Origin of the sequence: Streptomyces sp. NPDC059695 (genome assembly GCF_042733785.1) — a bacterium.
In the GTDB taxonomy this organism is placed as follows: Bacteria; Actinomycetota; Actinomycetes; order Streptomycetales; family Streptomycetaceae; genus Streptomyces.
Map to the genome: position 1 here is coordinate 71,598 of NZ_JBHWFF010000021.1, position 25,943 is coordinate 97,540.

The 25,943-nt window shown below is 74.1% G+C and carries 17 protein-coding genes; 11 read left to right on the forward strand and 6 right to left on the reverse strand.

The window, feature by feature from the left end; genetic code table 11:
* The first annotated feature begins 177 nt into the window (after positions 1-177).
* The 3 genes from ACFV2S_RS25105 to ACFV2S_RS25115 all read left to right on the forward strand — a co-directional run bounded on the left by ACFV2S_RS25105 (position 178) and on the right by ACFV2S_RS25115 (position 1,842).
* Positions 178-855 carry a hypothetical protein gene (locus ACFV2S_RS25105; protein ID WP_385563209.1) on the forward strand — a complete coding sequence of 226 codons (678 nt, stop codon included), beginning with the start codon at positions 178-180 and terminating at the stop codon, positions 853-855.
* 127 nt (positions 856-982) lie between these two features.
* Positions 983-1,393, forward strand: a complete 411-nt coding sequence (locus ACFV2S_RS25110) for a head decoration protein (RefSeq protein WP_385563212.1) — start codon at positions 983-985, stop codon at positions 1,391-1,393.
* Positions 1,394-1,407: 14 nt separating this feature from the next.
* Positions 1,408-1,842 (forward strand): hypothetical protein, encoded by a 435-nt coding sequence (locus tag ACFV2S_RS25115; protein ID WP_385563215.1) that lies wholly within the window; start codon positions 1,408-1,410, stop codon positions 1,840-1,842.
* Positions 1,843-2,653: 811 nt separating this feature from the next.
* Here ACFV2S_RS25115 and ACFV2S_RS25120 read toward each other — a convergent pair.
* The 5 genes from ACFV2S_RS25120 to ACFV2S_RS25140 form a co-directional block, all read right to left on the reverse strand.
* Positions 2,654-4,042: a serine/threonine-protein kinase gene (locus tag ACFV2S_RS25120; protein ID WP_385563218.1), complete on the reverse strand. Its 1,389-nt coding sequence runs from the start codon at positions 4,040-4,042 to the stop codon at positions 2,654-2,656.
* On the reverse strand, positions 4,039-4,848 hold the full coding sequence (locus ACFV2S_RS25125) for a serine/threonine protein kinase (protein ID WP_385563221.1): 810 nt from the start codon (positions 4,846-4,848) through the stop codon (positions 4,039-4,041). The genes ACFV2S_RS25120 and ACFV2S_RS25125 overlap by 4 nt, the downstream gene beginning before the upstream one ends.
* 501 nt (positions 4,849-5,349) lie before the next feature.
* Positions 5,350-7,386, reverse strand: a complete 2,037-nt coding sequence (locus ACFV2S_RS25130; RefSeq protein WP_385563224.1) for a family 43 glycosylhydrolase — start codon at positions 7,384-7,386, stop codon at positions 5,350-5,352.
* 9 nt (positions 7,387-7,395) lie between these two features.
* Entirely contained in the window at positions 7,396-8,907 is a 1,512-nt protein-coding gene (locus ACFV2S_RS25135) for a peptidoglycan DD-metalloendopeptidase family protein (protein WP_385563227.1), read from the reverse strand.
* A 4-nt stretch (positions 8,908-8,911) separates the two neighbouring features.
* Entirely contained in the window at positions 8,912-9,901 is a 990-nt protein-coding gene (locus ACFV2S_RS25140; RefSeq protein ID WP_383794982.1) for an alpha/beta hydrolase-fold protein, read from the reverse strand.
* Between the two features lie 178 nt (positions 9,902-10,079).
* Here ACFV2S_RS25140 and ACFV2S_RS25145 point away from each other — a divergent pair, with 178 nt between their 5' ends.
* The 3 genes from ACFV2S_RS25145 (at position 10,080) to ACFV2S_RS25155 (ending at position 15,066) form a co-directional block, all read left to right on the forward strand.
* A complete protein-coding gene (locus ACFV2S_RS25145; protein ID WP_385563230.1) occupies positions 10,080-10,784 on the forward strand; it encodes a hypothetical protein in 705 nt (234 codons plus the stop codon).
* 242 nt (positions 10,785-11,026) lie between these two features.
* Positions 11,027-12,823 (forward strand): DUF4157 domain-containing protein, encoded by a 1,797-nt coding sequence (locus tag ACFV2S_RS25150; protein WP_385563233.1) that lies wholly within the window; start codon positions 11,027-11,029, stop codon positions 12,821-12,823.
* Positions 12,824-12,954: 131 nt separating this feature from the next.
* On the forward strand, positions 12,955-15,066 hold the full coding sequence (locus tag ACFV2S_RS25155; protein ID WP_385563236.1) for a DUF4157 domain-containing protein: 2,112 nt from the start codon (positions 12,955-12,957) through the stop codon (positions 15,064-15,066).
* A 310-nt stretch (positions 15,067-15,376) separates the two neighbouring features.
* Here ACFV2S_RS25155 and ACFV2S_RS25160 read toward each other — a convergent pair whose 3' ends face one another.
* Positions 15,377-16,633, reverse strand: a complete 1,257-nt coding sequence (locus ACFV2S_RS25160) for a hydrolytic protein (protein WP_385563239.1) — start codon at positions 16,631-16,633, stop codon at positions 15,377-15,379.
* A gap of 236 nt (positions 16,634-16,869) precedes the next feature.
* On the opposite strand from ACFV2S_RS25160, the gene ACFV2S_RS25165 reads away from it, so the two are divergent.
* The 5 genes from ACFV2S_RS25165 (at position 16,870) to ACFV2S_RS25185 (ending at position 25,926) form a co-directional block, all read left to right on the forward strand.
* Positions 16,870-17,715 carry a response regulator transcription factor gene (locus tag ACFV2S_RS25165; RefSeq protein WP_385563242.1) on the forward strand — a complete coding sequence of 282 codons (846 nt, stop codon included), beginning with the start codon at positions 16,870-16,872 and terminating at the stop codon, positions 17,713-17,715.
* A gap of 241 nt (positions 17,716-17,956) precedes the next feature.
* Complete coding sequence (locus ACFV2S_RS25170) at positions 17,957-21,148, forward strand: hypothetical protein (protein WP_385563245.1); 3,192 nt, start codon at positions 17,957-17,959, stop codon at positions 21,146-21,148.
* Positions 21,145-21,906: a DUF4255 domain-containing protein gene (locus ACFV2S_RS25175; protein WP_385563248.1), complete on the forward strand. Its 762-nt coding sequence runs from the start codon at positions 21,145-21,147 to the stop codon at positions 21,904-21,906. Before ACFV2S_RS25170 ends, ACFV2S_RS25175 begins: the two co-directional genes overlap by 4 nt.
* 23 nt (positions 21,907-21,929) lie before the next feature.
* A complete protein-coding gene (locus tag ACFV2S_RS25180; RefSeq protein ID WP_385563418.1) occupies positions 21,930-24,140 on the forward strand; it encodes an ATP-binding protein in 2,211 nt (736 codons plus the stop codon).
* Positions 24,141-24,378: 238 nt separating this feature from the next.
* A complete protein-coding gene (locus ACFV2S_RS25185) occupies positions 24,379-25,926 on the forward strand; it encodes a phage tail sheath family protein (RefSeq protein ID WP_385563252.1) in 1,548 nt (515 codons plus the stop codon).
* The last annotated feature ends 17 nt before the right edge of the window (positions 25,927-25,943 follow it).

Genomic DNA, 25,943 nt, shown 5'->3' on the forward strand with positions numbered 1-25,943 from the left:
CGCTCTCGGGCGCTCTGTGTCTGGGGGGGGGTGGGGGGCTTGACTGAGCGGGGCTTCTCCCCCTCCGGCGCGGGTGCGCAGATGCCCCCCCCCCCCGTCGTGCTGTCCGACTCTTCCTCAACGTCGTTAGACTGATCATCGGCGTGGGGGCGCTGGAGACCCGTGGACGGTTCACGCATGACGCGCCCTTCGCTCCCCAACCCGCTTGCCCCGGTCGGGTACCGCCGTGATGGGCGGCCCATCTACCCGATCCTGGGCGCCTCGCCCGAGCACGACCCGAACAAGCCCAACGACGATCCGGCAGCCGACGGTGTCACGCAGGACGACCTCTCCCGGCTGCTGGCCCGGGAGAAGACCCAGGGCGGCCGGGCCGCCGTGAAGAAGCTCCTCGACGGCCTCGGGTTCGCGGACACCGAGAAGCTGACGGAGTTCGTCACCTCCACGCGCGACGCCGAAAGAGCCGCGCTCTCCGAGGTCGAACGCCGAGAGCAGGCCGCCGAGGACAAGCTGCACGCGGCCGAAGCCCGCGAGGCCAAGGCCGTCGCCCGGGAGCGCGCCGCCATCCGCCGTGCCGCCCTCGCCGGTCTCGGGGCCGCGGGGGAGGACCTGGGCGACGCAGTCCTACTGATCGACCGCGCTCTGGACGGCCAGGATGACGCCGACGAGGAGACGGTCGCAGCGGCTGCCGAGCAGCTGGCGGAGCGGCGGCCGGAGCTCTTCGGCACCGGGCGGGTGACGGTGCCGCCCGCGCCGGGTGGCTCGCCCGCCGGGGGGCCGCCCCCGCGCGGCGCGACCCCGCCGAAGCCGGGTGCAGCCGGGCTCGACATGGCTCGCCGGCGCGGCTACATCAGCTGATCGATCCCTCTCCCACCGGCGGGACAAGGCCGGACCAGGGGACCACGCCCCTCCCGCTTCGTGGACGGCGCTACCAGGAGGTGAGCGCGCGGACTCCCGCCATCGCGTCCCTGGGAGGGGCACCTTCATGCTTCAGCCGATCACGACGCAGCGCAGCGTCACGGCGAACACCGAGTGGCTCGGCGGCCGACACGGCACCGATGACACCGACACGATCACCCTCGACATCACCCGCTTCACGTCCGGTACGCACTACGTGCCGTCGACCGACACCAGCCAGCCGTACAGCCTGTTCAAGTCCGGCGTGCCGGTCGGCAAGATCACCGCCTCCGGCCTCTACGGCCCCTTCGACAAGGCCGCCGCCGACGGCCGGCAGGTCCTCGCCGGGTTCGTGCTCGCCGAGACCCTGTTCGAGCCCACCGCCACCAAGGTGCCCGCCGCGCTGCTCTGGCACGGCACCGTGCGCGTTGCGAAGGTCCCCGGCGGCTTCACCCCCGCCGACGTCACCTCGACCAACGCCCTGATCCGGTACGTGTAAGGAGCCGCTGAACCATGACCCTCCAGGACCTGATCAAGGACGTCACCACCCGCGACCTGACCGTCTTCGCCCGAGCCGTGCCGACGCCGGACGAGTGGACGCTCACCACGGGCGACAGCCCCGTCTTCCCCGCCCTCAAGCTCCAGAGCACCATGTGGGAGATCAAGGACTCCGGCCGCTACGTGAACGCGGCCAAGTTCCGGGCGTACGACGCCAGCGCGCCGCTCGCGACCCGCGAGGCGTGGGAGACCACCCGCAAGGGTGGCCTGCCCGTCATCTCGCAGAAGCTCACTGTCAGCGAGCAGGAGATCATCCTCGACGAGATGCAGCGCGGCGCGCACGACGCGGCTTGTCGACGCGCGCCCACCGGCCGCGATCAAGGTCACCGTCGTGCAGCAGCAGCCGAAGGCCCTGGTGGGATCGATGCCGATCACCGTCCATGGCCGTGACACCTCCCCGCAGGAGCTTTCAGGGGAGATCATGCGGCGGCTACGCAACGCGCAGCGTGGGGGGCGAATCTGATGATGCCCCTTGCCGAATGGCAGATCGACTTCGCCGGCGTACATATCGGTCGCGACACCCCAGTAGCTGTATCGAACGTGGAGGGTCTCGGGGCTGCCGAACTGCGCACACAGGATGTGCTGAACCCCGCCGACGACGGAGCATTTCCCGGAGTGGATCTGTACGCACCGCGTACGGTCCGGATCGAGGCGGCCATCCGGACTCCGGGCGACCCGGCCGCCGCTCTGGACAAGCTGGCGGAGATCGAGGCCGTCGCTGCTGACGCGAAGGTCCGGCGTACTGCCGGCGCCCTCGCGCAGCTGCGCCTGCGCTGGCCTCGCCGCGAGACCAAGGTCCTTTTCGGACGCATCCGGCGAGCCGAAGCGGTCTCCACCTCCCAAGCCATCCATGGATGGATCCCCCTGGACCTGGAATTCACCGCCCTCGACCCGCGGATGCACGGCGACTCGATCTCCAGCATCACCCTGCCTCTGGACATCAGCCACAGCGGCGGAGGATTCCGCGCCCCGCTCGTGACACCCATCACCACCGACATCGCAACCCTGAAGCCTCGGCGTTGGTGCGGTTGCTGCGTTGCACGAGCCGTTGCGCAACACCCAGCGGGTACCAGGTCGGGTCTCAATGTCGATGTGCTCCGTCGAGTGGGTCTCGCCTCGACCTCTTCCAGCGCGTCAGGGAACCGTCACTCCGTGGGAACAGGCCTGTGTGATGACACGGCACTCTTTCCCGACGGCCCGATCAGCGCGCGCCCCGGGGGCGCGGGCACCCCGGCAGGGCGGGTCTGTCCTTCGTGCGGACGGCGGGGAGCCAGGCCGCGGGGTAGGGGGAGCCGTGCGGGAGGCGGATGCGGAACCAGAGGGTGGAGGTCAGGTCCTCCTCGTCGATGACGGGCTGTCCGTCGGGGAGCCGGCAGTCGGCGGTGAGGAGATCGCCGTGCCACACCCGGGTCGGGACGACGTTGCCCGCGGCGTACGGCCGGAGGGGATCGATCGCCAGGCCCAGGCTGCACTGCCGCTCCCGGTCCGCCCGGTCCTGGCAGCCGCGCTCCGCGTTGAAGACCGTGACGGCGGCACGCCCCGGGGCGGACCCGCCCGCCCGGACCGCGTCCGAGCCCAGGGCCGCGCCCGCGGTCCCGCAGAGCACCGCCGCGAGGACGGCGGCGCGCCTCCGGCCCCGCGGCCGCCGGGGCCCGGTCCCCCGCGCGTACGGGCCCTCCCCGGCGGCGATGCGGGCGAGGAGGCTCTCGGCCGTGTGCGGGGCGCGTTCCGCGTGGGTCGGTGCCAGACAGTCGGCCGCCAGCGCCCTCCAGAACGGCGGCACCGCGAGGTCCATGCGCAGCGGCGCACGCCCCTCCCCGTACTCCTCCACGGCCGCGCCCCGCGCCACGGGCGTGGCACCGGGGAACGGCGACGCCCCGGAGGCGAACACCTCGTGGATGACGACCCCCAGCGCCCAGATGTCGGCACTGGGCCTGACCTGCACGCCGAGCTCCCCGAGCGGGGCCCTCCAGCGCTCGGGCGGAAGGTAGTCCAGGGTGCCGAGGGGAGGCACGTACCCGTGCGTCCCGGTCAGCTCCGTGGCGAGGCCGAAGTCCGAGAGCTTCACCGAACCGTCCGCGCCCAGCAGGACGTTCTCCGGCTTCAGGTCCGCGTGCACCCAGCCCGAGCGGTGGAGATGGGCCAGGCCCTCGCAGATGCCCGCGATCAGCCGCCCCCGGTCGGCCCCGGACACCCCCGCGTCGAGGAGTTCGCGCAGACTGCCCGCCGCCCGCTCCATGACCAGCACGATCGCGCCGTCCACGGCGGGCAGGTCCGGTGCGGCGAGGACGAAGGACTCCCGGAGGCCGATCAGCCGGGGATGGCCCGCCCTGCGCCCGAGTTCGACCTCGCGGCGCGCCGACTCCACGATCCTGCGAGCCTGACGCGGCGCGAGCCCGGCCGTCGGCATCACCTTGAGCGCGACCTCGCCGGTCCCCGCCTCCCGCGCCGGCCGCGCCGCGTACACCGTGGACCAGCCCCCGGTGCCGATCAGGCCGGTGACCACCCAGTCGCCCACCCGGTGGCCGGGCGGGATCAGCTCCGCACGCTCCTGCCCCGTCGTGTCGGCGCGGTCGCCGGGCGGCGTCATCGCGGTTCCTGCCGCTCCCGCCCGCCGCCCCCCGCCAGGGACGGCAGCAGCGCGAGGTGCTCCTCCCGCACCAGACCGAACCGCAGCGCGAGCCCGACGATCTCCTCCCGCTTGCCGTTGCGGCGCTCGCCCTTGCCGGGCTCCCGGTCGTCGAGGACGCCGATGCGCAGCTTCTCCTCGGCGAGGTAGTCGATGTGCGAGCTGATCGCCCGCGCGGTCGGCGCGCCGCCCGGGACGTGCCCCCGGAGCCGCTCGACGATCTGGGGCGTGGTGGGGACCGCCACACGCGACTGGTCGCGCAGCCGGGGTTCGCAGAGCGCCACGAGCACCAGGAAGTACGTGGCCGACTCGTCCAGGGAGTACGCGGTGACCGTGCGGCTCCCCCAGGGGGCGCCCCTCGCGTCCGGGTCCAGATAGACGTGGTCGGGCGCGAACACCTGGAAGGAGACGGTGAGGTCGCCGCGCGTCGGCAGCACCACGCGCGCGAACTCGAAGGGGACGGGCGCCCCGACGCGCCGGGGCGGGACCCTCAGGTACTCGCCCGCGCCCTCGGGGTTCTCCACCAGGTAGCTGTGGCTGGTGCTGTGGTTCGTCAGCTGCCAGTGGTCGTCGGTCGCGCGGATCTCCCCGGCGAGCCGGGAGATCGCCGCGTCGGCGAGCCGGAGCTCGACCGGGGTCGTCGCCGAGCCCCGGCCGAAGCGGGCGACCTCGCCGGGGCCGAGGCGCAACGTGACCGCTTCACCGCACGGTTCGCCGTCTCCGGCGCCACCGTTCCCCCGCGGCAGATGGACGACTACGCCGCTCACCGCTCCCCCTCTTCGCCCCGTCGCGGTTGTCGGACGAGCGGAACGATACTCACCAGTCAGGAGAGTTCACCGGCGTGCTTCGGCCACTTCGGCAGGGACCGGGCGGGGCCGCCGGAGGGGCGGCTCCGGCGGCGCGCGGAAGCCTCCGCGGGACCCGGTCCTCCGTGCCCGCCGACGCCTTCCGCGAGACGTGCGGCGCTGTGACCCAGGCCACCCGGGTGCCGTGCCGTGGCGGTGATTTGATGCCGTTTCCGGGCCTCTGCGGCGCCGGTCCGCAGGCGGCCGTACGGGGACGCGGCGGCGGCGGACGCGGCGGCGGCGCGCCGCCGCCGGTGCCCCGTACGGGTCGTCCGGAGCGGCGCCCGTCCCACGCGAGGTGGGACAGGTCACCGGCCCCGGAGGGGAGTAAGGGCCGATCCGGGAGGTTCGTGGGGGGCCCGAACCTCCCGGATCACCCGCCGAGCATGGCGCGATCCGTACGCGCCGCTGCGAGCCCCGTACTCAGAGTGCGGGACTGCCCGCGACGAGGGGCGCGATCGCGCGGTCGCCGAAGGACGTCCACGCGAGCCATCCGCCGCCCGGCCGCTCCTGGACCCGGGTCCGCACCCGGCCCCCGGCGGTGACGGCGAAGACGTGCAGGCGCCCGGTGGAGTCGAGCGCGACCGACGGCGTCGCGGCGAGACCGACGCCGGGCTCGCCGAACTCCCCGCCGGAATCCCAGCTCCCGCCCGGCACCGTCTGCCGGCGGTGACTCAGCCGGGCGCCACCGGGGCTCAGCGAGAACGCCTCCAGACGGCCGTCGGCGCCGGCGGCGAGCGCCGGGGCGGCGGCGCTCCAGCCGAACAGCGGCTGCCACTCCTCCCAGCCGCCGCTCGGCACGGCCTGCCGCCGGACGAACGTGCCAAGACCGGACGGGCCGACGGCCGCGACCGTGAGCCGGCCGCTGCCGTCCCGCGCCGCCCTCGGCGCGCCACCGGCCGCCGTACCGAAGGGGTTCCACGCTCCGGTCCAGGCACCGCCGGGGGACTCCTGCCACCGGTGGCGGATCCCGGAGCCGCCGGCCGCGAGGACGAAGACCTCCAGGCGGCCGTCCGCGTTGGCCGCCACCACCGGCGGAGCGCCCGCCGCGCCCCCGAAGCCCGGCTCCCACGCGTCCCAGGCGACCGAGCCGGGGGACCGCTGCCGCCGCCGGGCGAACGAGGCCGCGCCCGGGGCCGACGCGAAGACCTCCAGGCGGCCGTCCGCGTCGCGGGCGACGGCGGGCGCCGCTCCCGCCGGGCCGCCGAACTCCTCCCAGTCGGACCAGCCGCCGTCCGGCCGCTGCACCCGGTGGTGCAGGTTCACCCCGCCCGGGGCGAGCGAGAACACCTCCAGTCGGCCGTCCGCGTTGCGCCCGAGGGTGGGAACCGCTCCCGCGGGCCCGCCGAAGGACTCCCACTCCGACCAGGTGTCGTCCGCCGGGTCGAGCTGGACGCGCCGCAGCATCGAGCGGTCGGCCGCGTCGAGCGCGAACACCGTGAGCCGCCCGCCGGGATCGAGCCCCGCCACCGGGTTCTCCGGGCTCTGCCACGGCGGGGGAGTGTCCCGCCACTCCACGGGCGCGAGGTACAGCCCCGGCCCGAACCAGCCCGCGGCGCTCGCGTACCACGCCTCCCCGTCCGCGAACACCTCCACCGCGTGCCCCGGGACATGGCCGGCGGCGCCGGCCAGGCCGAAGCGGAACGGATCGCGCGAGGCCAGCACGTCGGTGCCGGTGTACCCGTTGCGCGGCCCGATGAACAGGTAGTACCAGCCGTCCCGTTCGACGACGTACGGCGACTCGGTGACCGAGACGGTCGTCTCCGTGCTCGCGTCGGTGAACGCGACGGCCGGCTCGCTCCAGCGCACCAGGTCGGCCGACCGCCGGCAGGCCACGACGTGGTGGCCGCCCGGGGCGGAGAGCTCGGTGTAGTACATGACCCACTCGCCGCCGACCCGCAGCACCATCGGGTCGCGGGCGACGAGCCCCCGGAAGAGCGGACCGGACGGCTCGCGGGTCCAGGTGAACAGATCGGTGGAGGTGGCCAGGTTGATCGCCGCGCCGCGTCCGTCCGCACCCCCCGCGGCGTAGAACATCCAGAACCGGCCGTCCGCCTCCACGACGTGCGGCGCCCACAGGTGTTCCTCGCCGAAGTAGGACGGCTCGACGGTGAGCGCGTCGGGGTGCGGGGTCCACGGTCCGTGCGGGGCCGGAGCCGAGGCGTGGGCGAAGGAGATCTCCGCCGTGCTGTCCGGGGCCTCACCGGGCGCCGCGCGCTCCCCGACGATGCCGAACAGGTGCCAGCGCCCCCGGGCCCTGATCAGCGTGTGGTCGTTGAGGTAGCGCGGTCCGGCGGGGGTGGAGGGGTCGTGGACGAGGGCGAAGGGGCCCGCCCCGATCCACCGGGCGGGCGGGACGGCCGGGGCGGCCGCGGCCACGGCCCGGGCGGTGCCCGGTACCGTGAGCGCGCCCACCCCGGCGGCGCCGCGCAGCAGGTTCCGTCTGCTGATCGGAAGCAAGGTCACTCCTCAGCCGAGTCCGGGTCCCGCGGTGCTGTTGACCCAGACCCAGGACGACCAGCTGGTGAAGCCGGTCTGCCAGATGTGGAACGTGCCGGACGTGCTGGTGCCGAAGACCTCGATCCGGCCGTCGGCGTTGGAGGCGGCGGTGACCTCGGTGCCGCCGCCGCCGAAGGTCTCCCACGGGCCGTACGGGGCGTTCACCCCGGTCTGCCAGGTGTGCATCGCCGTCTCGCCGTTCATGGCGAAGACCTCGACGCGGCCGTCGGCCGTGCGCTCGCTGCTGAGCCGGGAGTCCGCGGGCCCTCCCGTGGACTCCCAGCCGGACCAACTGGCGTTACCCGTCTGGTACTTGTGGAAGACGCCGACCGGGCCCGAGGCGAAGACCTCGATCCGGCCGTCGGCGTTGTGGTCGACCGTGAGGTCCCGGCCGCCGCCGCCGAAGTCGTCCCAGGCGGACCAGCCGCCGTTCGGGGCCGTCTGGTACTGGTGCTGGAAGGTGCGGTCGTTGAGGGCGAACACCTCCAGGCGGCCGTCGGGCGACTTCTCCATCTCGATCCGGCCGTCGACGGGCCCGCCGCCGGTCGGTTCCCAGGCGGACCAGCCGCCGTTCGGCGCCAGCTGGTACCGGTGGAAGACGCCGACCGGTCCCGAGGCGAAGACCTCGATCCTGCCGTCGGCGTTCACCCCGGCCGCGACGTCACGGCCGCCGCCGCCGAAGTCCTCCCAGCCGGACCAGCCGCCCGAGGGGGAGAGCTGATAGCGGTGCCGGAGGGTGTTCCCGTCGATCGCGAACATCTCCAGGCGGCCGTCCGCGTTCGGAGCGATCGCCAGCTCGGCGTTGACCGGCCCGCCGAGCCGCTCCCACTCCGACCAGTCGCGGTTCGCCTCCCGCTGCCAGGCGTGGTGGACGCCGTCCGCTCCCGCGGCGAACAGCTCCAGGCGCCCGTCCGCCGACCGCGCGGCCACCACCCGGCCCGACTCCGCCGGGTACACCAGGGGCCTGGGGTGCGGCCCGCTGCCGGGGACGCAGGGCAGGGTGATGCCGCCCTCCGCGAGGTAGAGCTCGGGGTCGATCCCGTACGAGAAGGAGTCGTCCCCCCAGATCCGCAGGTGGAGGTGGGAGCCGTCGGCGTTGCCCTCGGCGCCCATCAGGGCGATCTGCTGGCCGGCCGTGACGTGGTCGCCGACCGAGACGTCCCGCCGGTACATGTGCCCGTACTCGGAGGTCCGGCCGTCCGGGTGCCGGATGCGGATCCACTGGCCGTAGTCGCCGACGTACCCGGAGATGGTCACCTCGCCGTCGCCCACGGCGTGGATCGGCGTGCCGATGTCGGCGGCGATGTCGACGCCGTTGTGCCCGGGATGGAAGGGCTGGCTCACGAAGCCGATGCTCGGGCAGGCGGTGCCGGAGCCGGTGGCCGCGGCCACGGCGGGGGGCGAGGCGGCCAGAGCGGGCAGCAGGGCGGCCGCCGCCGCGAGAAGCCACGTCAGGGGGCGCCGGGAGAGTCCGCGGAGCACGCGCTCACGCCTTCCTGAGCCGGTCGACGATGCCGTCGATGTCGCGCTGCATCATGTCGTGGCGGATGAAATGGCCGCCGGGCAGCTCGTACCACTCGTGCGGGATGCCCGCGTTGCCCAGGAGGGACCGGAACTCCCGCTGGCCCCAGAGCACCTGGGTCTCGTTGGCCGTGTCGAACCAGTTGATCGGGTCCGGGCTGGTGCCGGCGACGAGGAAGACCCGCTTGTTGCGGTAGCTCTCGATCCGCTGCACCGGGTTGTCCGCGCTGACCCGGGCCTCGTCCCAGAGCGGCGCCCCGTAGACCGTGCCGCCGTTCAGGTCGAGCGCCGCGGAGCTCGCGTTGGCCCAGTGGGCCACGAGACCGTTGTCCCGGCGCAGGCTGGCCGGGCCGGAGTGGGCGCTCACCGAGGCGAAGTGGCCGTAGTACTTGGCGGCGTACTTCAGCGCGCCGAAGCCGCCCATCGAGAAGCCGGACACGGCCCGGCCGTCGTACTCGGCGAACGTGCGGAAGTTCGCGTCGACCCACGGGATGAGCTGCGAGATGTGGAACTGCTCCCAGTTCCGCGGGCCGACGTTGGAGCTCACGGGGTTGGAGTACCACCCCGCGTGCCCGCCGTCGGGCATGACGACGATGAGCGGCCTGCCCGCGGTCCAGGCGCGGACGCCCTCGCGGTCGAAGGTGATGAAGTCCTGGTCGGTGCCGCCGCCGTGGAACAGGTACAGCACCGGGTACCTGCGTCCGCTCCAGTGGTAGTCGTCCGGCAGGAGCACGTTGACGCCGGGGTTCCATCCGATGGCGGACGTCTGGAAGCGGTAATACCACATGCGCGCGTCGGCCTCGTTGCGGTCGACGATGCGGAGACCGAAGCCGTCCCCGACGGCGGCGGCCGGCGAGGCCGCCGCCAGCATGCCTGCGCCGCCCAGGGCCATCGCGGCCGAGAGGCCTCCTGCGGTCTTGAGGATGTTCCGGCGGGTGGGGTTCTGCGCGCTCAACGTGACCTCCGGGTGGGGAGCCTGACGACGGTCCGGACCGTAGCAACGCGACCGCGCCGGGTGACCCCGGAAGATTGCGGACTGACAGACGGGGGCCCTTCGGGTAGGAGAATGTCCGTCGAGGGAGGCGCCGGACCGGGCGTCCGTCGCCGAACCGCACTCGGAACGAGGCAGGACCATGAGCAAGCAGGTCGTCACCGTCTGTCTGCCGCCGTGTGAACCGCACGAGGTGCGGGAGGCGCTGGCGGCGGCGATGGCCCCGTTCGCGTACGACGCGCAGTTCGGCAAGCCGGACGAGGAGTGGCAGGGGGAGTGGGACTACTGGCTCGTGGACGCGTACGGCTGGGACTTCACCGTGCGGCCCGGTCATGAGGACGATCCGCGGATCGTCCGGGACGCGGACGCCCGGCCACGTCCCCGCTCGTTGTGCGACGGGGGTCCGAAGGGCCTGCTCGACCTCGACACGGGCCGCGCCGTCGCCGCCCGGGAAGCCGGAGAGCGGTGGGACGCCTGGCGGGTCTTCGCCGCCGGTTTCCCGCCGAGCCTGCCGTACGCGCACTTCGCGCGGAGGGCGGCCGAGGATCCGGGCTGTACGCAGGACCGGGTGGTGGCGGACTTCGGCGCCCAGCCCGTGATCCGCGCGCTCGACCAGGACCCGTCCCTCGAGGAGCGGTTCACCTGGGACCCCGTGGCCTGGTTCGGCGAGGACCGTGCCGCCTTCGTGGCGCGGGCGGAGGCGGACGTCCTGCCGAGCTTCGCCCTCCTCACGCTCGACGGCGTCTGGCTGGACGGCAGTTCACACCAGGCCAACGTGCGCTTCAACGCCTACGTCGACGGCCTTCCGGACAGCACGCTCCTCGTCCGGGTGATGTACCACTCCTGAGCACTCGGCGGCCGGCGCCGCGCGGGCGCGGTCGGCGGAGGGCAGGGCCGGGGCACCCGGGTCTGCCCTCGTGGACCTGGACCGGACGTCACGGCGGGCGGTAGACCTCGGTCCCACAGAGGGCGGGAACGGCCGAAGGGGGTCCGGTGTCGGCGAGAGCCAAGGGTCGGGGAGGCGCGTCCGCCGAGCGGCCGGCCGGGGTCGCCGCACGGGCCGAGAGGGAGCGTACGGGTCAGAGCCCCGTGCCGGCCGAGGCGACCGGGACGGCCGTGGCGGGGCCCGCCGGCATGTCGCCCCTGCGGGCCGGGGAGCTGCAGCCGGTCATCGGGAACGCCGCCGTGGCCCGGGCGGTGCAGCGGGCCCGGCACACGCACGACGCCGACTGCGGCCACGGCGAGGACACCGCGCCGCGCTCGCTCGTCCCCGAGGTGCTGCGGCGGCCGGGCCGGCCGCTCGCCGAGCCGTTGCGCGCGGAGATGGAGGGGCGGCTCGGCGCGGACTTCTCCGACGTGCGCCTGCACACCGGGGCCACCGCACAGCGCTCCGCCACGGAGATCGGCGCCCGGGCGTACACGTCGGGTGCTCATGTGGTGATCGGGCCGGGTGGGGCGGACAAGCACACGCTGGCGCACGAGCTGACGCATGTGATCCAGCAGCGCGGCGGTCCGGTCTCGGGCACCGACAACGGGGCCGGGCTGCGCGTCAGCGATCCGGGCGACGCGTTCGAGCGGGCCGCCGAGGCCAACGCGAAGCGGGTGATGTCCGGTCCGGCGGTCCAGCGGGCCGCCCACGACGGGCACGACCGCGCTCCGGGCCGACCGTACGGAGGCCACGGGGACGCGCCGGTTCAGCGCAAACTGGGTTTCGAGACCGAGGTGAGCCTGCCCGTGCAGGACGCCGCGGGAGCGAAGTACCCGGGCGACACGGATCTCGCCCAGAGCACCAGCCAGGACTTCAAGGTGGTGTCCGACAAGCGTTCGCTGCAGACCGGCGAAGGCTACTCGAACATCGAGTTCGTGACCGGAGCGGTCGAGGTCGTCGGAGCGAGGAACGAGTCCGGCCGGGAACAGCTGGTCCGGCTGGCCGACGAGATCAAGCGGGTGCGGGACGGCTTCTACGCCGCCGCGGACGGGACGCCGCTGGCCGCCATGCCCCTGGACCTGCAGATCCTTCCGGCGGGCGCGGGGGCGCGCGTGGCACCGGGCCTGCCGTACACCGAGGACGCGGGCCAGGAGGGCCTGGGCGACGGCCTCTTCGTGCACTACTCGGTCGGCGTACCGCTGCGGGGCATGCCCCTGTTCTTCGACCACCTGCGGGAGGCCGCGCCGAACGTACCCGGCGCGACGAGCCGGCGGGCCCGGTTCCGGCTCGGGCAGGCGAAGGACTTCGCCGCCGACGTCCTGGCGCGGTACGAGACCTGGCGGGCGGCGAAGCCGACGAAGAAGCGCAAGCGGGTGGAGACGGACGCCCTCGACGGCTTCGCCCAGCTGTTCTTCATGCAGATCGCGGCGGTGGCCGACTACCTCGCGGAGGACAAGGACAAGGGACAGATCAAGAACCTGACGGCCGTGCTGTCCCGGTCCCGCCTGTCGGACGTACGGGCGCTGCTCGACGAGGAGTTCCGCACCTTCCTGACGGCCGACCACGAGAAGGTCCTCGACCGGCTCGCCGACTATCAGGAGGACTCCGGAGGCGCCAGGAAGCTGCAGTTCCGCGAGACCGCGACCCGGCACATCGAGGACGAGCCGGTCTCGCTCATCGACTTCGCCAACTCGGCGATCCTCGGCAGCACCCGGGTGGACCAGCAGAGCGTGTTCGGCGGGATGAACCAGATCGCCCCGCACCCGGAGGCGGGCGCGACGATGGTGCCGTTCGAGATCCGCACGATCGGGTCGTACAAGAAGACGTGGGACGAGCTGAAGGCCGAGCTGGACCACCTCGCGCGGTGGGCGGACGAGGCCTACCAGCACGACCGCGGTCAGGCCGGCACCGCACGCAGGGCCCGGGGCGAGGGCGGGACCGAGGGCAGTACGGCCTGAGCCGGACGGCCGGAAGGTACGGGCGGCACCCCGGGCCTTCCTCCGGTTCTGCCCGAACGGGCATGGCCGCGCGTGCGGATCGGCGGTATCCATGACGTGACCCACCGCGTCTCCGGAGAGGCAGAGACCCCATGCGCATCCCCGCCCACGGCAAGGACCCGGCCGACGCCTCGAAGGACAGCACCAGCGGGGCCCGGCCGACCCGTCGGGCCGAGGAGCGGCCGGCCGCCGTGTCGCCGCGGGCGAATCCGGCGGCCGACACCCTGCCCGCGCTCCAGCGCGCCGTCGGCAACGCGGCGGTGGCCCGGATGCTCGCGCAGCGCAGGGCCGCCGGCGCCCAGGAGGAGGAGAGCGGACCTGGCGCGGCCGGTGGGGGCCCGTCCGTGCACGAGGTCCTCCGCTCGCCGGGCCGGCCGCTCGCCGAGCCGTTGCGCGCCGAGATGGAGGGGCGGCTCGGCTCCGACTTCGGCGATGTGCGCCTGCACACCGGTCCGGTCGCGCAGCGCTCCGCGGAGGAGCTGGGCGCACGGGCGTACACGTCGGGCTCCCATGTGGTGATCGGGCCGGGCGGAGCCGACAAGCACACGCTGGCGCACGAGCTGACGCATGTGATCCAGCAGCGCGGCGGTCCGGTCTCGGGCACCGACAACGGGGCCGGGCTGCGCGTCAGCGATCCGGGCGACGCGTTCGAGCGGGCCGCCGAGGCCAACGCGAAGCGGGTGATGTCCGGTCCGGCCGTCCAGCGGGCCGCCCACGACGGGCACGACCGCACCCCTGGCCACGACCACCGGTCCGGACACGGCGGCGGCACGGGCGTGGTGCAGCGCAAGGGCCACGAGGAGCTCGGCAAGGGGCTGCCGGCCGGCGGCCCGCCCGCCCCGTCGGGCGGCGGCGGCCTGATGGGACGCTTCAAGGCCTCGTTCAACCGACCGCAGGCCGATCCCGGGGGCGCGCTCGTCGCCCGGGTGCGCGAGGGCATCAGGGCGTACGACCAGGATCCGAACCGGGACGCGATGCACTGTCTGATGGTGCTGACCGAGCTCCAGCACGTGATCGCCCCGGAGGTGGAGGGCGCCGCCGGCGCGACGGCCGAGTTCCTGACCGCGGCCCTGACCGCGGTCGACGGCGAACTCGCCGTGGTACGCGGTCAGATCACCCGTGACGACGATCTGCCCGACGCGGCGCGCGAGCCGTTCCGCGCCATGACCGAGGACGGCATGCTGTGGAACCGCGAGGAATGGGCGGACAGCGCCGCCAGGTTCCGGATGAAGGGGCCGAGCTACTTCCGTGAGCTCTCCGAGATGAACCGGGCCGGCATGGCCAAGGAGATCGGGCAGCAGAGCGACGCGGCCTGGGTGTCCGACGTCCGCACCAAACTGGGCGCGGCGCTGCGGCAGAGCGTGCTCACCCACTACACGCCCAGGGAACGGGCGGAGCAGATGCTGTCCCTGGGCCACATGAAGTCCAAGACCGAGCTCCTGAAGGCGAATCCGGAAGCCGCGAACAACTCGGAGGCGTACGACAAGCACGTGCTGGCCAACGAGGGCTTCGTCTTCTTCTTCCTGGAGGTCCCGGGCAGTCCGTTCCGCGAGACCCGGTTCGGCGGCTCCGAGCCGGCCCGCATCGAGATCCCGCTGGCCGCTTCCCCGCTGATGTCACAGGGCTGGCTGATGCTGAGCGACTTCGCCCAGCGCGAGTTCCCCACCCTGCGGGCCAGGCCCGACGACCCGGCGCGGACGCAGAGCCGGCTGGCCACCCGTACCGACGCCTTCTCGCCCGAGTACAGCCGGTCGGTGCGGAGCTTCGACCTCGGTTCCGCCCGGGGCGGGGCCAAGATGGACATGGACGCCATGATGGACGAGATGGGCTCCGAGCAGGACGCGGACCGGCGCGGCCTGGTCCCCCTGGTGATGGGGCAGGCACTGGCCGACGAGTTCAGCGAGATGACGTACGGGGACGGGGCCCAGGCCCAGGTCCAGGAGGAGCGTTTGCGGTCGAACACCCTGATGGGCACGGACATCGTGCCCGGACTGGTGGAGCGCGGGATCGTCGAGATCCTCCGGATCGAAGGGGTCAACCCGCAGCTCGCCGCCCGGCTCAAGGCGATGTCCGGCGACGAGCTGATGCGCTATCTGCTGAAGGACCTGCTGCGGCCGCAGGCGATGCTGCCGAACACGGTCGACCTCAGCGGCGCGCGGGCCGTGACGGCCTCAGGCCGGCAACTGGGGGTCCCGGTCTCGTAAAGGAGCTGCGCCCGCGCGCGCCGCCCCGTAACGTGGAACGAAACACGCCCGTCACACTCCCGCAATGGCGAGACCGTGACGGGCGTATCCGCTTCTGACATACCTGAGCGCAGGTTTCGGCCTTCCTGCGAGGCCCGCCATGCGCCGGTCGGTGGACCGGTGGAGCCCCTTCCCGGTCGTGCCGTGCGGAACGTACATCTGCAAACAGGACGGGACCGCTCCGCCCGGAAGCAGTCACTTCCGGCCAGCGCGGTCCCGTACCGGCTTGCGAGGGCGTGGAACTCACCGAGGATGGGTGGAGCCGCCCGGGTCACCTGAGGTCGCTGAGCACTCCGCTCACGTTGAGCACCTCATGGCATTGCCGCGCCTGCGTCCCGGTGGCCGGGGTGCCCGGCTTCGCGCAGGTCACCTGAATGGTCACGGTCTGGTTCTCGACGATCTTGATAGGGGTGACCCAGTGGTAGTCCTGATTGCGGAAGGTCTCCAGCGCGATCGTGGTGATCTTCCGGTCGCCGAACCGGATCGTCATCACGCCCTCGTCGCCCTGGAAGTTGGCGACGACGATGTCCGTGATGTCGAAGGCCTTGTCCTTCGGGACGGTGTACGTACCGGTCTCGGTGCGGCCGCCGGCGGTCTCCAGGTCGATCGTGGTCGAGCCCTGCGCGCCGCCGCCGGCCCCGCCGGTGCCGGTCCCCCCGCCGGAGCCGCCGCCCTTGCCGTTGCCGTTGCCGCCGGGCCGGCTGCCGTCACCGGTCCCGGTGGTGGGCGGTGCGACGCTCGGCGGCGCGCTGGGCGCGGGCCGCTTCTGGACGAGTTCGTCGGCGGCCTCCCGCGCGGTGCTGCGCACCGCCGGGCGCACCAGGGCGAACCAGGCGACGACCAGCGCGATGATCAGCGCCAGGAGCGCCAGCAGCCAGCGCGGGAAGACCGGTATCTGGACGAACTCGACATCGAGCGGCGGCCGGGCGAGCGCCGGGTCCCGGGGCTCCTCGGCATCCCGGTCCTCGGTCACGTCCACGGTGAAGGGCAGGGTGACGGCGGTGCCGAACCAGATCGGCCGGCCGGTCGCGACCCGCAGGCCGACCTCGGCCGACTCGCCGGGTTCGAGAGCCTGGGCGGTGGGCCTGAAGTCGAACTTCAGCTCCTCGCCCGGCTGCCCGGCCGCGAAGCCCACCCGCACGGGTGCGTTGCCCTCGTTGCGGACGGCGATCCGGTAGCGCCCGCGAAGCCAGCCGCGCCGACGGCGCGGGACGGCGGCGGTGCGCAGTTCCCGGAACTCCTCGATGTGGACGACGGTTTCGGGGACCCGCACCGCCTCGGGATGCTCGGTGGGCAGCACGCGCACGGCGAGCGGCACGTCGCCGGCCCGCACCTGGGACGAGCGCGGCGGTGCCAGACGGATCGTCACCGTCTCGGAGGTGCCCGGATACAGCGAGACCCGCGCGGGTTCCACCGTCGTCCAGGCGGCGCAGTCGCCCACCACCTCCAGGCTGTACGCCTCGACGATGTCACCGTCGTTGCGGACGGTCAGGCTGGTGAGTGCGGTGCCGCCCGGCGTCACGGACACCCGCGGAATCTCGGGTGCGGGCGCGCCGGGGCTGGAAGAGGCTGCTGGAGACGTCACCCCGGCGACGCTATCGGCGACCGCCCCCGCCGCTCCATGGACCAGAGGGCAACCCACCGGGCAACGGCGGTGCCCCGGTGGACTTCTCCGTGACACGTGAGTCCGCCGCACCGGAACTCATCCGCACCACCACGCATCTCCCTATCCCCCCTCACCTCTCATCCGACAGGGAACGACACATGATCCGAACGCAGCCGCACCGCTCCGGCGGCCCGACCGGCTCCGGCCCGTCCGCCACATCCGATCCGTCTCTCACGTCCTCACCCGCCCCCTCCACCTCATCGATCTCCTCCACCCCCTCCGCCTCGGCGGCCTCCCCGGAGGCCTCGACCCCGCGGATACCCGTCCAGCTCCCCGGCTCGCCCCAGGGCGGCCGGGCGAAGGCGGAGCCCCGTTCGACGCGGCGCGTCTCGGTCGCGGTCTACGCGGCGGACCCGGTGCTGCACGTCGGCGTGGTCCACCAGCTCCGTCAGCGCCCGGAGATAGAGCTGGTCGAGAAGGCGCGGCCGGAGGGCGCGCAGGTCACGCTGGTGACCGTGGACAGCGTGGACGACGAGACCGTGGCGCTGCTGCGGCGGCTGCGGCAGGACCCGCGCACCCGCACCGGTCTGGTGGTCGGCACCTTCGAGTCCGGCGACGCGCTGCAGCGTGCGATCGAGGGCGGGGTCACGGCCGTGCTGCGGCGTGCCGAGGCCGACCAGGACCGGCTCCTTCGGCTGGTGCTCGCGATGGCGAACGGAGAGGGAGTGCTCCCCGGCGACCTGCTGGCCCGGCTCCTGCACCACGTCGGCACCCTGCAGCGCGCCGCGCTCGACCCGCACTCCCCGTCGCTGTCCACGCTGACGGCACGCGAGGCGGACATGCTGCGGCTGGTGTCCGAGGGACTGGACACGGCGGAGATCGCGCGCAAGACCTCGTACTCCGAACGGACCGTCAAGAACGTCCTGCACGAGGTGATCACACGACTGCAGCTGCGCAACCGCACCCACGCGGTGGGCTTCGCGCTGCGCAACGGGCTGATCTGACAGCTCGCCCCCGCAGGCCGGCCGCCGACTCCCCTCGGCGGACCCTTCGTCCGGCCCCGGTGGTGCCCCCTCGTGCGGCGTCCAGGGGCGCGACTGCCCGAAAGCGCACCGCGCGTTTCCCCCGAGTCCGGCCGCCCGGCCCTGCCCGGCGGTCCTTCGAGACCCGAGAGTGGACCTGTCGTACGTCTCGTACGCCGTACGCGATGTGAACGGAACGCACCGGACTGTGAGGTGGACCCTGATGAGCACGGGTGGCTCCGGTGGCCGGCGGTACCGCTGGGGAAGGGCTGGGGCACCACTGCTGCTCCTGGTGCCCCTCCTCGCGGTGACCGCGGCCTCCGACCCGGACCGGGCCGAGGCGGGCCCCCGGGCCGCCGACGCGGGTGATGTCCGGATGGCGTTCGCCGGAACCCGGCACCGCAGCCTCGGCACGGTGGCCTCGGACGAGTCGAGCCCGCCGCTGTTCGGGCCGGGGCCGACCCACATGGACGTGCAACCCGCGGCACTCGGCGACCAGTTGGTGTTCGCCAGTCGCCGTGACGAGCGCGACCCGCAGATCTACCTGCGGACCGCGGACTCCGCCGTGCACCGGCTGACCAGCGGTCTCGACGCGGCGAACCCGCGGCTCGCCCCGGACGGCCGGTCGGTCGTGTTCGACGCGACCGGCCCGGACGGCGGACAGCGCGACATCTGGCGGGTCGGCACCGACGGCACCGGCCTCACCCGGCTGACCGAGACCCCCGCCAACGAGGTCCACCCGACGGTGTCGCCGGAGGGCGGCCGTCTCGCGTACGTGAGCGACGAGGACCCGGCGGCCGGACCCCAGGTGTACGTCCGCGCCCTGGACGGCGGCCCGGCCGCCCTGGCGAGCGACCCGGGCGACGGCAAGGCGTCGGAGCCGGTGTGGAACCCGGTGGACGACGCCGAGAACCGGAACCTGATCGCGTACACCGCCACCGGACCCGAGGGCCCGCGCCTGCGGTGGACCGACGGGACCGTCAGGGGGCCGCTGCTCGCGGGCGCCCAGGCACAGTGGCGGACCCACGGGGCAGCCTGGCTGCCCGACGGGGACGGAGTGCTGTTTCTCAGCCCCGACCGCACCTGTGAGTGCGAGGGCGACTGGGACCACGTCTTCCGGGTCCCCGCGCACTCGGAGGCCACCCCGGATCTGGTGCTCAGCGAGGACCGGGAGGTCAGCGAGGTCACCTGGCTCGGACCGCGCGACGGCGGCAGCCCGGTCGTCGAGCGCATCACCGCGGCCGGGCCGCACAAGGTCACCCTCCAGGACGCCAGACTGGACGGCGCCGATCCGCGCGACCTGCACGTCGAGATCCTCGACGAGGACCCGGCGGCCGACACCAACACCGACCCGACGAAGGACCCGCTGTTCCAGCCGGGTGCCGGGTTCGACCCCTGGACCGAACGGCAGAACTACACCCCGGACGGCCGCCGGATCGTGCTGACCCGGTTCGAGGGTCCCAAGGACGCGCGGATCGAGCGGATCTGGATCGTGGACGCCGACGGCACCAACGAGTCGGTGCTGCCCCTGCAGGGGCGCGGCCCGAGCGACCGGGACACCGACCCGACGTTCTCGCCGGACGGACGGTTCCTGGCCTTCACCCGTACCTCTCCCGGCGCGGACGGGGGCGCGGGCCGGAGCCGCATCCTGATCGCGGAGGTCTCCACCGGGGCGATCACAGGTGAGATCGTGCCGCCGGCCGGTGAACAGGCGGGCGGCGACGCCCAGCCCACCTGGTCGTCCGACGGCACCACGCTCGCCTTCACCCGCGACCTGGTGATCAACGGCAACGGGGCCAACAAGCACGTCTGGACCGTCCCGGTGGACCGGCTCGGACAGCAGAGCGACCTGAGCGCCAGGATCTGCCCGGCCGGCTGCGAGGTCATCGACGACAGCCCGGCCTTCTCACCGGACGGCACCACCCTCGCGCTGAACCGGAAGAGCGGCGGCGGCCGGACCGACGAGCGCAACGGCATCGTGCTCACCTCCCTCACCGGGGACGGCTGCCGGGTGCTGCTGCCCGAGTCGGCCCGTGACGTGCCCGGCGCCTGCGGGCGCGAACTTCCGGAGAACCCCGGACCGTTCCAGCCCCGGGACGCCGCCTGGACGTCCGACGCGAAGAGCCTGATCGTCAGCGTGCGCCCGGAGCGGAGGCCCAACAGCCCGGAGAAGCTGAAGAAGGTGGACGTGGCCACCGGAAAGCTCGTCGCCCTCACCGTCGACCTGCCGGGCCGCCAGAAGGAGCCGACCGTCCAGCAGTCGGTGGACCTCGCGGTCCTCGCGCCCGGCACGGTACCCGAGTTCACGGTCGGCACGCCCGGCACCGTGCGGGTCGACGTGGTCAACCGCGGCCCGGCGGCCTCGCCCGGCACCCGCCTCACCCTCGCGCCGCCCACCGGTCTCTCCGTCACCGGGATCAGCGCGCCCGGAGCCACCTGCGACCCCGCGGCCCTCTCCTGCGTCCTCGGCATCGTGCCGCCCGGCACCACGGTCCCGGTGACCGTCACCCTCACCGGGCTCGTCCCCGGAGACCAGCCCGTCGACTGGAACGTGACCGGCACCGTCCTCGACCCGAACCCGACCGACAACACGGGGCGGACGGTGGTCCCGGTGCGCCCGGCACCGGAACCGACGCCGACCCCCACCACCCCGACCCCGACCCCGACCACGCCGTCCCCCACGCCGTCGACCCCGACGCCCACCGCACCCACCCCGACGACGACCCCGCCTCGGCCGACTCCCGCCCCGCCCCCGCCGCCGGTCCAGGAGGCCGGCCCCGGCCTGCGGATCACCGCCCGCCCCGAGCCGGGCTACGTGGGCGGCCGGGTCGTGGTCACGTACACCGTCAGCAACGGCCGGGACGCCCTCGCCACCGGGCTGCGGCTGCGCGTCGGCCTGCCCGCCGCCCTCCCGCACGACGGGCCGCCGCCCGGCTGCGACGCCGCCTGGTCCTGCGCGCTGCCGGACCTCGCGCCCGGCGCCCGGGCCGTCGTCCAGGTCGTGCTGCGACCCGACCGCGCGCTCACCACCCGGGTCACCGGGCGGCTGACCACCAGCGGCACCGACGCCGACCCGCGCGACAACACCGCGCGGCAGCGCATCCGGATCCTCCAGCCGCGGATCGTCGCGGTCCCGCCGATCGGCAAGCCCGGGTTCGTCACCTCGGTGCGCGGCAAGGACTTCCCGCCCGGCGCACCGGTCAGCTTCACCTGGAAGCCCGGCATCACGGCCGCGGCGGCACCGACCGTGCCGCGCCGCGACGGCACCTTCGTCGGACAGCTGCTGATCCTCGCCAAGGACCAGACGGGTCCGCGGACCATCACCGCGAGCGGCCCCGGCTTCTCACCGGTGACGACCGACTTCCTCGTGGTGACGGGCACCGTGCAGCCGCCGGACACGGTGGCACGCCGGTGATCCACGAAGTCGACGAGGGACTGCGGCGGCTGCTCGCCGAGTCCGGTCTCGAACAGTCGGGCGTCGAGGTGGTCTTCGACGCCCCGACGAGGGACTGGGCGGCCCGCCGCAGCGCCCCCACGGTCTGCGTGTTCCTGTACGACGTCCGCGAGGACCCGGCGCGGCGTGGCAGCGGCGGGGGCGAGGTGTTCGACGCGGAGGGCTTCGTGGTCGCGCGCCGCACCCCGCCGCGGTGGTTCGACCTCACCTACCTGGTGACCGCGTGGGCGGGCCGCCCGCAGGACGAGCACCGGCTGCTCTCCGAGGTGCTGCGCTGCCTGATCGGCCATGACGCCATCCCGCCGGGGCTGCTCGGCGGGAGCCTCGCCGAACTCGGCCTGCTGGTCCCGCTCGACGTCGGCGGCACCGGCGCCGACGCCCCGGCGGCCTCCGACGTCTGGTCGGCGCTCGGCGGCGAGCTGCGTCCGTCGATCGGGCTGCGGGCCTGCGCGCCGCTGGCAGGAGTCGCCCGCGGCACCGCCCCGCCGGTCACCGAGGGTCTGCTGATGCGCTCGGGGCCCGGACTCCGCCCCGGGAGCGGGCCCGCCCTCCGCGATGCCGACGGCACCCGGGGCGGCGACATCGACAGCGACAGCGACGAGCAGCACCGACTGCGGTACGTCGAGCTGGCCGAGCCCGCGCCGGGGGAGGGGTTCGGCTCGCCCCGGGAGCGGCGCCCGGCGCCCGCCCGCCGCCGCCGAGGAGGAAGGCAGCCGTGACCGGCACCGCCCCGCCAGGACCCATGACCCGCACCCCCGGACCGCTGACGGCGCCCGCTCCCGCACCCGCTCCCGTACCCGTAGGGGATCCGGCGACGGCTCCGGACGCGTGGCTGTGGGAGCGGCTCAGGCTCGTCGAGGAACGGGTGCGGATCGCCGTCGCGGCACGGCAGGCCGTCGACCCCGATCCGGACGACCCCTACCGGGGGCAGTACCTGACACCGGAGGCGGTCGCCCGGGTGCTCGATCCGCCGGACCGCCCCGGGCTGCCCGCGCTCGACCCGACCGGCCCGCCGCCCGGTTCGCCGACGGCGGTACTGGCCGCCCGCTTCGGGCTCGCGCCGCTCGACCTCGATCTGCTCCTGATCGCGCTGGCGCCGGACCTGGACGCCCGTTTCGAACGGCTCTACGGCTATCTCAACGACGACCTGACCCGCCGCCGGCCCACGGTCGGACTCGCGCTCGAACTCGTCGGCCGCGCCGGAATCCCCTCGGCGCGGTTCCGGCTCTCCGCCGGCGCGCCGCTGGTCGCCGGCGGTCTCGTCGAGGTGACCGAGCCGGAACGGCCGCCGCTGTCACGGGTGCTCGCCGTGCCCGACCGGGTCACCGCGCACCTGCTCGGCGACGGCACGGCCGACGCGGCGCTGGCCGAGGTGCTCGGCCGGCGGCCCGCGGACCCGGCGGCCGATCCGGTCGTACGGGACCGGGCGGTGGCCGCGCTGCGCACCGGCACCGGCCACGTGCACCTGCGGTCCCGGGGCGGCGACGCCGCCGGACTCGGTGCCGCCGCGCTGCGGGCCGCCGGACTGCCCGCGCTGCCGCTCGACGCGGCGACGCTCGGCCTGGACGAACGGTCCGTGCCCGGCCTGGCCCGTACCGTCGCCCGGGAGGCCCGGCTGACCGGCGCCGGTGTGCTGCTCGGCCCGCTGGAGGCGCTGCCCGACCAGCCGGGGGTACGGGACCGGATGCTCCGCGCGGTGTGCACGGCGCTGCGCGGACTGCCGCTGCTGACCTACGGCGCGAACGGCTGGGAGCCCGCCTGGGCCGCCGACACCCCGGTCACCCTCGCGGTGCCGGTGCCCGCCCCCGGGACCCACACGGAGCGCTGGCGGCACGCGCTCGCGGAGGCGCTGGCCGGGCTCGGCGCCGCCGGCGTGCCGCCCGGGCTCGGCGCCGCCACGGACCCCGGCGGCCCGAAGGCCGACGTCACCGCCACGCCTCCCGGCCGGGGCGGCACCCCCGACACCGAGGCACTCGCGCGGTCCGTCGCCGCCCACCGCCTGGACGCGGGGCAGTTGCGGCGCGCCGCCGGTACGGCCGTGCGCGCGGCGGCCCTGGAGGGCCGGCCGGTCGACGCCGACGACCTGCGCACGGCGGTGCGCGGCCAGAGCGGCGCGGGCCTGGCCCGGCTGGCCCGCCGGGTCGAGCCCGGTGTGGGCTGGGACGACCTCGTGCTGCCCGCGCCCACCCACCGGCAGCTGCGCGACCTCGCCGTGCGCGCCCGGCACCGCGACCAGGTGCTGGGCCAGTGGGGCATGCGGCCCGGCGGCGGTCGCGGACGCGGGGTGATCGCCCTGTTCGCGGGAGCCTCCGGCACCGGCAAGACCATGTCCGCCGAGGTGGTCGCCGCCGATCTGGGCATGGACCTGTACGTGGTCGACCTGTCGACGATCGTCGACAAGTACGTCGGCGAGACGGAGAAGAACCTGGAGCGGATCTTCACGGAGGCCTCGGCGGTCAACGCGGTGCTGCTGTTCGACGAGGCGGACGCGATCTTCGGCAAGCGCTCGGAGGTCAAGGACGCCCACGACCGGCACGCCAACGTCGAGTCGGCCTATCTGCTCCAGCGGATGGAGTCCTTCGACGGCATCGCGGTCCTGACCACCAATCTGCGGGCCAATCTCGACGACGCGTTCACCCGGCGGATCGACGTGATCGCCGACTTCCCGGTGCCCGACGCCGTACAGCGGCTTGCCCTGTGGGAACGCTCCCTGGGCGACAGGCTGCCCCGCGCGGCCGATGTCGACCTCGGCTTCTGCGCGGAGCGCTTCGAGCTGGCCGGCGGCGACATCCGCGCCTGCGCCGTCACCGCGGCCTACGCCGCGGCCGCGGCGGGCGGCCCGCTGACCATGATCCAGCTCGTGACGGCGATCGCGGAGGAGTACCGCAAGCTCGGCAGGCTGGTGCTCGCCGGCGAGTTCGGCGTGTACCTGCCCGAGGTCACCCGGCGCTGAGCACCCCGAGGGCACCCGCCTTGCCCCCGCGCTGGTCCGCGCGCACCTTCCGCCCCCGGCGACCCGCCGGAAGGCTGGACCGGGCGCGGCCGCCCGCAGGTCCGGGTGCCGGTCCCCGGCGCCGGCTTCCGGGCCTTGGCGCCCCGGGCCCGGGCTCACGGGCCGAGCCGGGCACCGCGCGGTCACCGGCCGCACGGATGAACCCGTCACGAACAGACGAACGAACGAAGGAGCGAGCATGCCGACGTACCTCACCCCGGGCGTGTACGTGGAGGAGGTGCAGTCCGGTGCTCGACCGATCGAAGGCGTGGGCACCGCCGTCGCCGCGTTCGTGGGCTTCGCCCGCAGCGGCCCCTTCCACGAGCCCACCCTGGTGACGAGCTGGGACCAGTACACCCAGACCTTCGGAGGCTTCGGGGAGGGCGCCTACCTGCCCCACTCCGTCTACGGCTACTTCGCCAACGGCGGCGGCGCCGCGTACATCGTGCGGGTCGGCCGGTCGAGCGACGGCGGCGCCGGTGCCGTGGGCACCCTGCCGGAGCAGCGGTCCGGACAGCCGGTCGAGATCGGCGGCTTCCTGGTGTCGGCCAGGCCGGGCGTCACCGGGGTGTCCGTGGAGATCGCGGACGTGGAGGGCGACAACCCGCCCGAGGACCGCTTCAAGGTCGTCGTCCGCACGGGCGACCAGGTCGCCGAGAGCTACGACGTCTCCACCCGCAAGAGCGTCAAGGGCTACTTCGTCACCCAGGCCCGCGGCTCGAAACTGATCGAGGTCGCCGAGCGCCGTGACGGCGCCCAGACCCGTCCCGAGAACCGCACGGTCGCCCTGCAGGACGCCGCCGCCCCGGCGGCCCCCGCCGGCGGTGCCCCGGCCCGGCTCGACCCGGCCGAGTACGTCGGCGACGCCGGGGCGCGCACCGGCCTCGCCGGTCTGGAGACCATCGACGAGATCACCATGGTCGCGGTGCCGGACCTGATGAGCGCCTACCAGCGCGGCGCGATCGACGACGAGGGCCTGCGCACCGTCCAGGTCGCCGTCATCTCCCACTGCGAGCAGATGGGCGACCGGGTCGCCGTCCTGGACGCCCCGCCCGGGCTCAACGCGCAGCAGGTGCGCGACTGGCGGATGGAAGAGGCGGGCTACGACTCCCGCTTCGCCACGCTCTACTACCCGTGGGTGCGGGTCTTCGACCCGGCGGCCGGCCACAACACGACGGTCCCGCCGAGCGGGCACATCGCCGGTGTGTGGGCGCGCAGCGACGCCGAGCGCGGTGTGCACAAGGCTCCCGCCAACGAGGTGATCCGCGGGGCGGTCGACCTGGAGCTGCGGCTCAGCAAGGGCGAGCAGGACCTGCTGAACCCGATCGGCGTGAACTGCGTGCGCGCCTTCCCGGGCCGCGGCATCCGGATCTGGGGCGCCCGCACGCTCTCCTCCGACCCGGCCTGGCGCTACCTCAACGTCCGCCGCCTCTTCAACTACCTGGAGGAGTCCATCCTGCTGGGCACCCAGTGGGTGGTCTTCGAGCCGAACGACGACCGGCTCTGGTCCAGCATCCGGCGCAACGTCACCGCCTTCCTCACCGAGGAGTGGCGTCGCGGCGCGCTGTTCGGCCGTACGGCCGCCGAGGCGTTCTACGTGAAGTGCGACCGCGAGAACAACCCGCAGGAGTCCATCGACCAGGGCCGGGTCGTCTGCGAGATCGGCGTCTCGCCGGTCAAGCCCGCCGAGTTCGTGGTCTTCCGGCTGGCCCAGTTCTCCGACAGCACCAGCCTCATCGACGAGTGACCCGCGGGTCCGCAAGG